Source organism: Sciscionella marina DSM 45152 (assembly GCF_000379465.1).
Lineage (GTDB): Bacteria > Actinomycetota > Actinomycetes > Mycobacteriales > Pseudonocardiaceae > Sciscionella > Sciscionella marina.
This window is the reverse complement of record NZ_KB905380.1, coordinates 826,536-838,441: the sequence shown is the minus strand read 5'-3', so window position 1 is coordinate 838,441 and position 11,906 is coordinate 826,536. Positions and strand designations below refer to the sequence as shown.

Sequence of the window (11,906 nt, the reverse complement as noted above, 5' to 3'; positions counted from 1 at the left end):
GGCGGAATTTATCAGGTCTTATGTTCTCCGCGTTCCTGCGTATGCTTGGATGACCATGGAGATTGGTGAACGAGCGATACGGAGCCTGCGATTTCTGGAGTCGGGTGATCTCGCCGGTATGCGGGCGTTGTGCTCGGACAGCGCCACGGTATGGCACAACGACGGCGCGGGGGAGCGGACACTCGACGAGCAGCTGAGCCGGTTCACCTCGCTGGCCAGGACGGTGGACTCGGTGCGCTTCGAGATCCTGCGCCAGTTCGCGAAGGCGAACGAGGTACTGCAACAACAGGTGTTGCGTTTCGAACGGGCAAACGGGCAGCGCGGCGAGGTGCACGCCACGATGTATTTCCGGTTCACCGGCGGCCGCATCGAACGCATCGAGGAGTACGCCTACGAGGTGCCCGCGGACCGGGGCGCCGCGCACGAAGGGGATCGGCGTGCGTGAGGGCCGGATCGCCGTGCCGGGCGGCAGCGTGTGGTATCGCCGGATGGGCAGCGGTGGGGTGCCGCTGCTACTCGTGCACGGCGGCCCGGGTTACCCGAGTGATCCGCTGTTCGCGGCCTTCGCGCCGCTGGCGGCGGAACGTGAGGTGATCTGGTACGACCAGCTCGGTGTAGGCCGTTCGGACCCGATCGAGGACGAGGCTTTGCTGACCGTGGAACGGTTTCTCGACGAACTCGGCGTGGTGCTCGACGGCCTCGGCCTGCGCGCGCCGCATGTCTACGGGCATTCCTGGGGCGCCATGCTCGGCATGCAGTACGCCGCCGAGCGCGATCCCGGGTGGACCAGTCTGATCAGTGCCAACGGCCCGGCGAGCGTGCCACGGTTCACCCGCGAACTCCGGGAACTGCTCGCCGCCCTTCCCGGCCGGGTGCTCGATCGCACCTATGGCCGGGAATTGCGCGGGCAGACCGATGATCCCGACTATCCGCGCGCCCTACAGGAGTACCTGCGGGCCTGTGTCCTGCGCACCGCGCCCGCCCGGCTCGATTCGGGCCGGGCCTGCCCGCGCACTTTCCGGACGCTGATCGGCGCGGCCGACTATCACGTGACCGGAACCCTGCGGGACTGGGACATCTTCGACCGGCTCGACCGCATCCGGGTGCCGACGCTGGTACTCGGCGGCGAGTTCGACGAGTGCGTGCCCGCGCATCTCGCCGCCATCGCCGAGCGCATCCCGGACGCCGAACACGTGACCCAACCCGATGCCGCACACCTGGGATTTCTGGAACGGGAACCACTCCGCTCGGAGTACATCCGGCTGATCCGCGACTACCTGGCGCGGGTCGAGGCCCGTTCCTGATCCGGCGGCCACCAGTCCAGCGCCGCGCCCATTCCGCGCAACACGAGCGAGTCGGGGAGCCGATTGCTGGCCCGCACGAGCGCGTTCCGTGCGGCGACCGCGAACGGGGACCGCAGTCCGGCGATCCGGGACACCCGCGCGGAGTTCGCGGCGATCGCCCTGGTGCGCGGCACCCGCAGCGCGGAGTACCGCTCCAGTGCCTCGGTGAGCGGACGGTTCCCGCTCAGCAGGGCGGCCAGGGTGGCCGCGTCCTCGATGGCCTGGCAGCCGCCCTGGCCGAGGTTCGGCAGCATCGCGTGCGCGGCATCCCCGAGCAGCACGGTGGTTCCGTGATGGAACCGTGCGGGCGGTGGATCGAGCCGGAGCAGTTCGTGGCAGAGTAGGTCCTCGCCCGCCGCGGCGATGAGTTCGGGGATCGGCTCGTGCCAGGAACCGAACCGTGCCGCGAGTTCGGTGCGCGGATCCCAGGAACCACGCGGTTTCGGCGCCGAGGCGAAGCAGTAGGTCGCATCGGCCGCGAGCGGCACGATGCCGAAGGAGCGGCCCGCGCCCCAGGTCTCGCTTCCCGAACACCGCGGCCCACCGGCGGGCAGGACGAACCGCCAGACGATCATCCCGTTCGGGCGCGGCGCGCCGTACCACGGGAAGAGTGTTCCGCGCACCGCCGAGTGGATGCCGTCCGCCCCGACGACCAGGTCCCCGGAGAACTCGCCGCGATCGGTGTGCACCACGTTCCGGTACACACCGGTGACCCGGATTCCGTTGTGCAGCACCGAATCCGGCAGGGCTTCGAGCAGCACGCGGGCCAGGGCGCCACGGCGGGCGATCACGAACGGCTCGCCGAAGTAGTCGTTGATCATGCCCGGATCGCGGCGGGTCAGCCAGCGCCCGTCCGGGCTGCGGATCCCGCCGCGGCCCCCGGCGATGCCGAACTCCCGGAACTTCTCCCCGATACCGATTCCGTCCAGCGCGCGCAGGGCGTTGGGGGCCAGGGCGATGCAGGTGCCGAACGGTTCCGGGGAGGGGGCCCGATCGAGCACCGTCACCCGCCAGCCTGCGCGATGCAACCCGACGGCGGCGCACAGACCACCGATGCCCGCGCCGGCGATGACCGCGTGCCGGGTGGTCACAGCGCACCCGCGATGGCACGTCCCGCGCTACGTCCGGAGAACAGGCAGCCACCGAGGAAGGTGCCCTCGAGCGCGCGGTAGCCGTGCACCCCGCCGCCGCCGAATCCGGCCGCTTCACCGGCCGCGTACAAGCCCGGAAGGGGCTCGCCCGAGCCGTCGAGGACCTGCCCGGACAGATTCGTCTCGAACCCGCCGAGTGTCTTGCGGCTGATCAGGTTCAGCCGCACCGCGATGAGCGGGCCCGCCTTCGGGTCGCGCAACCGGTGCGGGCTCGCCACCCGGATCAGCTTGTCCCCCGGATACCGCCGTGCCCCGTTGATCGCGGTCACCTGGAGGTCCTTCGAGTATTTGTTGTCGATCTGCAGATCCCTGGTGCGCAGTTCCGCCTCCAGTGCCGAAGCGTCGATCAGGGATTCCCCGGTGACCTTGTTCATTCCCTCGGCGAGTTCGCGCGCCGAATTCGCGGTCACGAAATCGGCACCCTTGCGCAGGAAGGCACCGACCGGTCCCGGCGGGCCGGGAAGCTTGCGCGCCAAGGTCTTCGCGATGCTCTTCCCGGTCAGATCGGGATTCTGCTCTGATCCGGAGAGCGCGAATTCGCGTTCGATGATTTTCTCGGTGAGCACGAACCAGGAATAGTCGTATCCCGTTCCGCGCAGATGCTCGAGAGTGGTGAGGGTGTCGAAACCCGGATAGTTCGGCGGGGGAAGCCGGTTGCCCTCCGCGTCGAGCCACAGCGAGGACGGACCGGGCAGGATACGGATTCCGTGGCCGGGCCAGATGGGCGCGTAGTTCGTGATTCCTTCGACGTAGTGCCACATCCGGTCGGAGTTGATCAGGTTCGCCCCGGCGGCCGCGCCGATCCCGAGCATCCGCCCGTCCACGTGCGCGGGCACCCCGGTGAGCATGTTCGCCGGCGGGGTGCCGAGCCGGGCGGGCCAATTCGCCCGGATCAGTTCGTGGTTGGCGCCGATCCCGCCGGAACTGATCAGCACGGCCTCGGCGTGCAGTTCGAAGGAACCGGTCTCGGTGCGCGAACTGCGTTCCCCGCGGGCCACCCGGCTCGGTTCGAGCACCGCACCGCGCACCCCGTCCACCGCGCCCGAGGTGGTGCTCAGTTCGTCCACCTGGTGCCGGAACCGGAACTCGAGCAGCCCGGACCGCTGCGCCTCCCGGGCCCGCCGTACGAACGGGGCGAGCACCCCGGGACCGGTTCCCCAGGTGATGTGGAACCGGGGGACCGAATTGCCCGCCCGCTCCGCCCAGCCGACGACCGGGAAGAACCGCATCCCCATCCCGTGCAGCCAGGAACGCTTCTCCCCGGCGGCGAACTCGACATAGGCGCGGGCCCATTCCCGCGGCCAGCGGTCCTCCTCGCGGTCGAATCCGGCGAAGCCGAACCAGTCGTCGATGGCGAGCTCGACCGAGTCCCGCACGCCGAGGCGGCGCTGCTCCGGGGAATCGACGAGGAACAGGCCGCCGAGCGACCAGTACGCCTGGCCGCCGAGGGAGGCCTCCGGCTCCTGATCGAGCACCAGCACCCGCCGCCCCGCGCCGGTGAGCTCGGTCGCCGCGACGAGTCCGGCGAGTCCGGCACCGACGATGATCACGTCCGCGTCCATGCGCGTTACGGTACCCGGTATGAACGGTGCGCACGCGTTGCTCGGTGCCTTGGTGGACGCCGGGGTCGAGGTCTGTTTCGCGAACCCGGGAACCTCGGAGATGCATTTCGTCGCCGCGCTCGACGAGGTCGAAGGGATGCGCGCGGTGCTGGGGCTCTACGAGGGTGTGGTCACCGGTGCCGCGGACGGTTACGCGCGGATGGCCGGGAAACCCGCGGCCACGCTGCTGCATCTCGGCCCGGGAATGGCCAACGGCTGGGCGAACCTGCACAACGCCCGGCGCGCGCATTCCCCGATGATCACCATCGTGGGGGACCACGCCACCCATCACCGGCACCTGGACGCCCCGCTCACCTCGGACATCGCCGCGCTCGCCGGGGCGGTCTCGGTGTGGACGAGGGAATGCACGTGCACCGAGGACCTCGTGGTGGATGTTGCCGAGGCGGTCGGGGAGGCGAACGGGGCACCGCACGGCATCGCCACGCTGATCCTGCCCGCCGACGTGTCCTGGTCCGAGGGCGGCACCGGACCGGTCGAGGTGCCGGAGACCGGACTGGAGACGGTGCCCGGACAGACCGTCACCGAGCTCGCCGCGCTGCTGCGCGCCGAGGGCGAACGGGCCTGTCTGTTGCTCGGCGGCGAAACCCTCGGCGAGCAGGGATTGCGTGCCGCGGACCGGATCGCCGCGAACACCGGGGCGCGTGTGTTCGCCGAACACTTCCCGGCCCGGATGACCAGGGGACGGGGGTTGCCGCAGACCGAGCTACTCGGTTACCTGGCCGAACACGTCCAGCATCAGCTCACCGGATTCGAGCACCTGGTGCTCGCCGGGACGCCCGCCCCGGTCTCGTTCTTCGCCTACCCGGGCAGACCGAGCGAGCTCACCCCGGAGGGCGCGCGGGTGCACACCCTGGCCACGGTCGCCCAGCACGGCACGGCGGCACTGACCGCGCTCGCCGAGCTCACCGGGGACAGGGCGCCGGAGCCACCGATCGCCCCGGTCCCCGAACTCCCCGATGGCGCGCTCACCCCGACCGCGTTCACCGATGTGATCGGTGCTTTGCTGCCACCGGACACGATCCTGGTCGACGAGTCGAACACCTCCGGGGTGACGTTGCCCGCCAGCACCCTCGGTTCACCGCGGCACGATCTGCTCACCCTCACCGGCGGGGCGATCGGCCAGGCCATGGCGGTCGCGACCGGGGCGGCCATCGCCTGTCCGGACCGGCCGGTGCTGTGCCTGGAAGCCGATGGCAGCGCCATGTACGGACCGGCAGCACTGTGGACCATGGCACGCGAACGGCAGGACGTCACCACGGTGTTCGTGAACAACCGTTCCTATGCGGTGCTGCGGATGGAGCTGGCCAGGGTCGGTGCGCGCGAGGGAGAGCAGGCGCGGCGGCTGCTTTCGCTCACCGAGCCCGAGCTCGATTTCGTCGCCCTCGCCACGGGAATGGGCGTGCCCGCCCGGCGCGCGGACACGTGCGAGGAGTTCGCCACGGCACTGCGGGAATCCTTCGCCGAGCCGGGCCCGCACGTGATCGAGGCCGTCATCACGCCGTGGTGACCGTGCGTGCGTTGCGCCTGGCCCGTTTGCGCGCCGTGGTCGTCGTGCCGTCCACGCGGGCATGCCCGAACGCTTTGCCGAGCCCGAACCGGGGCATGTTGACGTAGACGCAGTCGAAGCCGTCGATCGGGTGGGTCTCGTGCCAGACGCCGATCGCCCCGGACTTGTAGGCCTTGGCGAAGTACTTGCGCCACGCGGGAAGGTGCGGCGCCGCGGGATCCTCGGCGAACCGGACCACGTGCTCCAGGCTGCGCCAGTATCCGATCTGCATGGTGGTGCGGCCGAACCTGTTGCCCGCGGTGAGCATCCCCGCTTCGGGGTGCTTGCGCAGATAGACCAGCATCCGGCCCATCGCGAAGCCGGTCCAGGCGATCAGGTCCAGCCGCCACCATTTGTTGACCCGCATCCCGATCAGGAACAGCACCGGTTGCTCGTCCTGGGTGACCCGTGCGGTCCAGCGTCCCTCATGAATGTTCATTGCACCCTCCCAGATTCGTAACACTGTTATGAAACAGCGTTACGGTACTCTTGTCAAGTGCCACGACCACGGACTCACGATCAGGCGCTGCGCGCGAACCTGCTCGAGGAGGCGGGGCGGACCCTCGTCGAGCAGGGCCCGGCCGCGCTGAGCCTGCGCAAACTCGCCGAGCGCACCGGAACCTCGACCACGGCGGTCTACTCGCTGTTCGGCGGCAAACCCGAACTGCTGCGCGCGCTGTTCATCGAGGGGGCGCGGCGATTCACGGTGGCGATGGCCGCGGTGGAGCCGGGGCGGAACCCGCTGGAGACCATCGAACGGCTCGGCGTCGCCTACCGGGAGTACGGCATCGCGAACCCGCACCTGTACCAGGTGGTGTTCGGCGGCGCCGTTCCGGAACTCGAACCGGACGATGAGGCCCGCGAGGAGGCTGCCCGGGCCATCGCCCCACTGCTGGACGCCGTGCGGGCGGCGCGCGAACAAGGCCTGTTCGGCGAGTACCCCATCGAGGCTATCGCGCTTGCGTTGTGGTCGGGAGTGCACGGTCTGGTCACCCTGGAACTGAACAAGAGTGTCCCGGCCACGCTCGACATCAAGGCGAACCATCGGACCGTGGTAGCCGCCGCCATCCGCGCCTGGCTGGCGTAACCTGAGACAGTCCGAGGTGACTTGTCTTGGGAGCGGGGCATGACCGAAACGCTCGAACAGGCCGACGCCGGGCTGGTGGGACCGCACAGCGTCACCTGGCAGGTGCATGCGGACCCGGCCATGTGGGTCGGCGGTATCCGCAGCCTCTTTCTGCAGGCACTGCATCCGAGGGCGGTCGCAGGGGTCGTGCAGAACTCCGACTACCGCACTGATCCGCTCGGGCGGCTGCGGCGCACCGGCCAGTACGTCGACGTCACCACCTACGGAACCACCGGACAGGCGCACGCGGCGGGCGCGCGGGTGCGGGCGATCCACGAGCGGCTGCGCGCGACCGATCCGGTAACCGGAGAGCAGTTCCGGATCGATGAACCGGAACTGCTGTGCTGGGTGCACTGCGCCGAGGTGGTCTCGTTCGTCGATATGGTCCGTCTTGCGGGGATGCGGCTGACCGGGCCGCAGCTCGACCGCTACTTCCGCGAGCAGCGCGCCGTCGCCGCGCTCGTCGGCCTGGACGAGGAGGGCGTGCCGGGTTCGGTCGCCGGCATCCGCCGGTACTTCGCGCGGCTGCGTCCCGAACTCGCGGCGACCCCGGACGCGCTGGAGATCTACGAGTTCCTGCACCGGCCCCCGCTCGACGGGGCGCTGCGCCTCGGCCTCGGTGTCTACGAGCGGCTGCTCGGGCACCTGGCCTATTCGCTGCTTCCCGGCTGGGCGATCCGGCTCTACGGATTCCAGCCGTATCCACGCCCGGCCGCGCTCGCCCTGCTGCGCGCACTGCGCGGACTGGCGCTGCTCGCGCCCTCGCGCACTCCGTTCCTCGGGCACGGTCCCGGAATTCTCGCCGCGCTGCGCAGGCTCGGCGCCGAGGCCGAGCCCTCACCCCGGCTGCTGCCCGCGGACTAGCCGGAACATGGGTGATGGAAGCGGCTCCGCCGATGGGATACGGACTCAGCCGGGCAGGTGCAGTGCATCGGTGGCCAGCTTGGTCAGCGCGGGATCGTCCGGATCGGATTTCCCCACGGTGTACACGGCCTGTCCGATGCGCACCCGGGCGCCGTCGCGCAGGGTGGTGAAGGCGGCATCGTCGAAGGAACGCGGCGCCCCCGCCCAGTGTCGTCCCTCGGCGACCAGGTCGGTGATCCCGCCCGCCCCGGGTTTTGCCGCCGTCTCGTGGAACCGCCGCGCCGCGTCCGGTTCCCCGAAGGTCACCGTGGCCAGTGCGACGGAGGCGGCGCGTTCCCCGGCTTTGCTCGCGTACACCGCGCGCGCCAGGCGGGTGCACGGTGCCTGCTGCAGGGCCGGTTGCGAATCGCCGTAGGCGTGCGCGGCGCAGTCGGGTGTGGTGTCCGCGCTCACCCGGTGATAGGTGCTGCCGTCCACGGTCACCGGGGGAGGGCCGCCGGTCGCCGAGGCCGGTGTGGATGTGCCGCCGCCCGCGAGCAGGATCAGGCCGGGCGCGCCGACCGCGAGCACTCCGCCGAGCGCGAACGGCAGCCAGCTCGGTTTGCGCCGCCACCAGGGCCGTTCCTGCTCCGGCCGGTGCATCGTGGTGACCAGCTGGGCCTGCTGCGGGGGAGCCTCCCGGACGGGCGCGGGCGGGCCGGGCCGGTGCTCGACGAAACCCTCCTCGTGCAGCGCGGCATCGGAGAGCACGGGTTCCTGCGGGGCGAGCGTGGCGAGCATCCTGCGCACCTGCTCGTAGGTGAACACCTCGCCACCGAGCTGATCGGCGGCCTCGCGCAGGCTGCCCGGCTCCGGGAACAGCACCCGGATCCCGCGCGCCAGATCGGCGGGCGGGGTGATGACCTCGCCCGCGTACGGGCCGACCGCGAGCACCGCGCAGGAGGTCAGGGGTTCGCCGAGCAGTGCGCCGAGGGAACGCACCGCGGCGCTGGCCGTGTTCAGGGCCTTGTGGGCGGGATTGACCGCGCCCGCGGCGTTGTCGTCGATCAGCGGCCAGCCGTCGGCGAGCCACGGACCGTCGACCGGTGCCTCGAGCCGCTTCGCCGGATCGGGCAGATCGACCCCGACGACCACGAGCATCCCGCGTGGCAGCACCAGCACCGCGTCCGCCATGCGCTTGCATCCCGGTGGTTTCGTACCGATCAGCGCGATGCCGCCGCGGACCTGCTCGCCCCGGCGCCAGGAAACGAGTGCGGCGTGCACATTCTGGCTGGCCTTCGTCTCGGGCGTGCCGATTCGCAGGATACGCACCTGTCCACCTCCGCGAGCATCCTATCCGCCGTACGGGTGAGCCGGGAGTGCACGCGCCGGTAGCGTGGGTACTTCAACTGGCGCAACAGGGGGAACAGGAGGCACAATAGGCACACGTGTTCGCGCGCGCCCGTCGTGAGCCGGCCAGGGAGTAGGGGAAGACGTCCCTCGTCGAGCAGCGGAGGTCAACCGTGAGCACACGGAAAACAACCGGTGGAGTCGTGTACGTCCACTCCTCGCCGTCCGCGGTCTGTCCGCACGTCGAGTGGGCGATCGGCGGCACCATCGGCGTACGCGCGAACCTGCAGTGGTCGGCACAGCCGGCCGCCGCGGGTCAGTTGCGCGCGCACTGCGCCTGGTCCGGTGAAGCGGGGACCGCGGCGCGGATCGTCGCTGCCCTCAAGGCGTGGCCGATGACCCGGTTCGAGGTCACCGAGGACCCCAGCCCCGGAGTGGACGGCATCCGCTACTGCCACGTGCCCGGACTCGGCCTCTGGCACGGGGCCACCTCGGCGAACGGTGACATCGTCGCCGGTGAGGATCAGCTGCGCGCCCTCGCGGTGGCCGCGAGCTCCGGTGCGGCCTTCGCGCACAAGGTCGACGAACTGCTCGGCGCGGCGTGGGACGAGGCGCTCGAGCCCTATCGGAGGGCGGGCGACGGCCAGCCGGTCACCTGGCTGCACCGAGTGGGCTGACCACCTCGGTACGCTCGGGACCGTGCCAGGATCGAGTGGAAACCGTGCGCGCGGCACCAGTCAGCCGTGGTTGTTCGCCGCCGTGTTGTTCGCGGTGGTCGTCGCGCTCGCGGCGGGGCTGCTGACCAGGGGGTGGTATGTACTGCCGACCCGGGTGGCCACGCCGATCACCCCGAGTGAGCCGAGCCCGTCGAAGAACGGCGCGGCTCCGGGATCGCCCGTGGTGAGCATGTCCACCGATGCCGCGGCCCATCCGGACGGGGCACGGGTGCGGGACGCGCTGCAGACCTACTTCAACTCGATCAACGAGGGGTCCTATACCGACTGGTTGCGCGCGGTGACCACGGACCGGGCCGAGGACAAGACCCGCGCGCAGTGGAAGCAGGAGTACCGCAGCACCAAGGACGGCAGTATCACCGTCTACCGCATCGAGCGCGTGGGGCCGGGGTCACTGCGGGTGCTGCTGAGTTTCACTTCGGCGCAGAATCCGCGGGATGCACCGGCGGATTTCCCGCACCAGTGCATCCGCTGGCGGGTGGTGTATCCCTTCGCGCTCGAGCGCGGGGAGTGGAAACTCGACTCCGGGCAGGCGGGCGCCTCGCCGCAGCACGACCAGTGCTGAACGACCGACGCTGACCGGCCGGTACTGATCGCGCGGGGCGTGGCGACCGTGGTCGACGGGGCCGCCACCACCCCCGCGCGTCGTGGCCTCAGTCCTTGGTGAACAGCAGGGCGACGTTGTGCCCGCCGAACCCGAACGAGTTGTTGATCGCTGCGGTCACATCGGTCTTGCGTGCCTCGCCGGAGACGACATCCAGCTCGATCTTCGGGTCGAGCTCGACCAGGTTCCTGGTCGGGGGGATGATCCCGTCCCGCAGCGAGAGCAGCGTGGCGATGCTCTCCACCGCGCCCGCCCCGCCGACGAGGTGACCGAGCGAGCCCTTGGGCGCGGTGACCACCGGGTGGTCGCCGACCGCTTTGCTGATGGCCCGTGCTTCGCCGACATCGCCGACCACCGTGGAGGTGGCGTGCGCGTTGACGTGTCCCACGTCGTTCGCGGTGAGCCCCGCGGAGTGGATCGCCTGCTGCATGGCGCCGATCTGGCCGATGCCGTCCGGGTGGTTACCGGTGATGTGGTACGCGTCCGAGGTGATGCCGTACCCGCGCAGCTGTCCGTAGATCCGGGCGCCCCGGGCACGTGCGTGCTCGGCGCGTTCGAGGATCACGATGCCCGCCCCCTCGCCGAGCACGAACCCGTCCCGGGAGGTGTCGAACGGGCGCGAGGCGGCCTCCGGGTCCTCGTTCGAGGACAGGGTGCGCGCCTGCACGAATCCCGCGACGGTGATCGGGTGGATGCACGCTTCGGTACCGCCCGCGACGACCACATCGGCCCGCCCGGACTCGATCATCATCGCCGCGGTGGCGATGCCCTCCGCACCGGAGGCACAGGCCGAGGCGGGGGAGTGCACACCGGCCCGCGCGCCGATCTCGATCGAGACCTGAGCGGCCGAGGCGTTCGCCATCAGCATCGGGACGGTGAGCGGGGAGACCTTGCGCAGCCCGTTCTGCTCGAGCAGATCGTCCTGGGCGAGCAGGGTGTGCGGGCCGCCGATGCCGGTGCCGATCACCACGCCGAGCCGCTCGGGCTCCACGTCGTGGTGTTCCTCGCTCGGCGTGTCGTAACCCGCGTCCGTCCACGCCTGGCGTGCGGCGATGATCGCGGTCTGGGCCGCCCGGTCGAGCCGCCTGGCCTGCACCCGCGGCAGGATGTCGGTCGGCTCGACGGCGAGCGGGGCCGCGATCTTGGTCGGCAGGTCGTACTGCTCGACCCAGCCGTCGGTGACCCTGCGGACGCCGGTGCGCGCCGAAACCAATCCGTCCCACGTGGTCTGGACGTCGTCACCGAGCGGGGTCATGGCCCCCAGCCCGGTGACGACGATTTCAGTGTTTGTCATGAGTTCTTGGCGACGTAGGACACCGCGTCGCCCACGGTCTTCAGGTTGGCCAGTTCATCGTCCGGAATCTTCACCCCGAACTTGTCCTCGGCCTGCACGGCGATCTCCACCATGGACAGCGAGTCGATGTCCAGGTCGTCCACGAAGGACTTCTCCTCGGTGACCTCATCGGCGGAGACGCCGGCGACCTCCTCGACGATCTCGCCGAGTCCGGACAGGATTTCCTCGTTGCTCGCCACGGTTTGGTTCCCTTCTCGCGTGTTTCTCTTCAGATCCGGCCGGATGGCCGATTC

Annotated in this window: 13 protein-coding genes; 7 read left to right on the top strand and 6 right to left on the bottom strand. The window is 70.3% G+C overall.

Translation table 11 applies throughout. The features are described 5' to 3' along the window. Positions 1 to 49: 49 nt before the first annotated feature. Both A37U_RS0104030 and A37U_RS0104025 read left to right on the top strand, forming a co-directional pair. Complete coding sequence (locus A37U_RS0104030) at positions 50 to 445, top strand: nuclear transport factor 2 family protein (RefSeq protein WP_026196856.1); 396 nt, start codon at positions 50 to 52, stop codon at positions 443 to 445. Continuing rightward, positions 438 to 1,304, top strand: a complete 867-nt coding sequence (locus tag A37U_RS0104025) for a proline iminopeptidase-family hydrolase (RefSeq protein WP_020495329.1) — start codon at positions 438 to 440, stop codon at positions 1,302 to 1,304. The genes A37U_RS0104030 and A37U_RS0104025 overlap by 8 nt, the downstream gene beginning before the upstream one ends. Here the strand turns inward: A37U_RS0104025 and A37U_RS42190 are convergent. Together A37U_RS42190 and A37U_RS0104015 are read right to left on the bottom strand one after the other, a co-directional pair. Next, positions 1,274 to 2,434, bottom strand: a complete 1,161-nt coding sequence (locus A37U_RS42190; RefSeq protein ID WP_020495328.1) for an FAD-dependent monooxygenase — start codon at positions 2,432 to 2,434, stop codon at positions 1,274 to 1,276. The genes A37U_RS0104025 and A37U_RS42190 overlap by 31 nt on opposite strands. Further along, the gene (locus tag A37U_RS0104015) at positions 2,431 to 4,056 is read right to left on the bottom strand and encodes an FAD-binding dehydrogenase (RefSeq protein WP_020495327.1); all 1,626 of its coding nucleotides are present in this window, start codon (positions 4,054 to 4,056) and stop codon (positions 2,431 to 2,433) included. The genes A37U_RS42190 and A37U_RS0104015 overlap by 4 nt, the downstream gene beginning before the upstream one ends. Positions 4,057 to 4,075: 19 nt before the next feature. On the opposite strand from A37U_RS0104015, the gene A37U_RS0104010 reads away from it, so the two are divergent. Continuing rightward, positions 4,076 to 5,623 (top strand): acetolactate synthase large subunit, encoded by a 1,548-nt coding sequence (locus tag A37U_RS0104010; RefSeq protein ID WP_020495326.1) that lies wholly within the window; start codon positions 4,076 to 4,078, stop codon positions 5,621 to 5,623. Here A37U_RS0104010 and A37U_RS0104005 read toward each other — a convergent pair. After that, positions 5,610 to 6,101, bottom strand: coding sequence for a monooxygenase family protein (locus tag A37U_RS0104005; RefSeq protein WP_020495325.1), 492 nt, complete (start codon positions 6,099 to 6,101; stop codon positions 5,610 to 5,612). The two genes, A37U_RS0104010 and A37U_RS0104005, sit on opposite strands and share 14 nt — an antisense overlap. Before the next feature lie 57 nt (positions 6,102 to 6,158). On the opposite strand from A37U_RS0104005, the gene A37U_RS0104000 reads away from it, so the two are divergent. Both A37U_RS0104000 and A37U_RS0103995 read left to right on the top strand, forming a co-directional pair. Further along, the gene (locus A37U_RS0104000) at positions 6,159 to 6,749 is read left to right on the top strand and encodes a TetR/AcrR family transcriptional regulator (RefSeq protein ID WP_020495324.1); all 591 of its coding nucleotides are present in this window, start codon (positions 6,159 to 6,161) and stop codon (positions 6,747 to 6,749) included. Positions 6,750 to 6,788: 39 nt separating this feature from the next. Beyond that, entirely contained in the window at positions 6,789 to 7,652 is an 864-nt protein-coding gene (locus tag A37U_RS0103995; RefSeq protein WP_020495323.1) for an oxygenase MpaB family protein, read from the top strand. Positions 7,653 to 7,697: 45 nt separating this feature from the next. On the opposite strand, the gene A37U_RS42185 is transcribed toward A37U_RS0103995, so the two are convergent. Beyond that, complete coding sequence (locus tag A37U_RS42185; protein ID WP_020495322.1) at positions 7,698 to 8,963, bottom strand: hypothetical protein; 1,266 nt, start codon at positions 8,961 to 8,963, stop codon at positions 7,698 to 7,700. A 191-nt stretch (positions 8,964 to 9,154) separates the two neighbouring features. On the opposite strand from A37U_RS42185, the gene A37U_RS0103985 reads away from it, so the two are divergent. Both A37U_RS0103985 and A37U_RS0103980 read left to right on the top strand, forming a co-directional pair. Continuing rightward, entirely contained in the window at positions 9,155 to 9,658 is a 504-nt protein-coding gene (locus A37U_RS0103985) for a DUF3145 domain-containing protein (protein WP_026196854.1), read from the top strand. A 22-nt stretch (positions 9,659 to 9,680) separates the two neighbouring features. Continuing rightward, positions 9,681 to 10,280, top strand: coding sequence for a hypothetical protein (locus A37U_RS0103980; RefSeq protein WP_157182598.1), 600 nt, complete (start codon positions 9,681 to 9,683; stop codon positions 10,278 to 10,280). Positions 10,281 to 10,368: 88 nt separating this feature from the next. Here A37U_RS0103980 and A37U_RS0103975 read toward each other — a convergent pair whose 3' ends face one another. Together A37U_RS0103975 and A37U_RS0103970 are read right to left on the bottom strand one after the other, a co-directional pair. After that, entirely contained in the window at positions 10,369 to 11,613 is a 1,245-nt protein-coding gene (locus tag A37U_RS0103975; protein ID WP_020495318.1) for a beta-ketoacyl-[acyl-carrier-protein] synthase family protein, read from the bottom strand. Next, the gene (locus A37U_RS0103970; protein WP_020495317.1) at positions 11,610 to 11,852 is read right to left on the bottom strand and encodes an acyl carrier protein; all 243 of its coding nucleotides are present in this window, start codon (positions 11,850 to 11,852) and stop codon (positions 11,610 to 11,612) included. Before A37U_RS0103970 ends, A37U_RS0103975 begins: the two co-directional genes overlap by 4 nt. Positions 11,853 to 11,906: the final 54 nt, after the last annotated feature.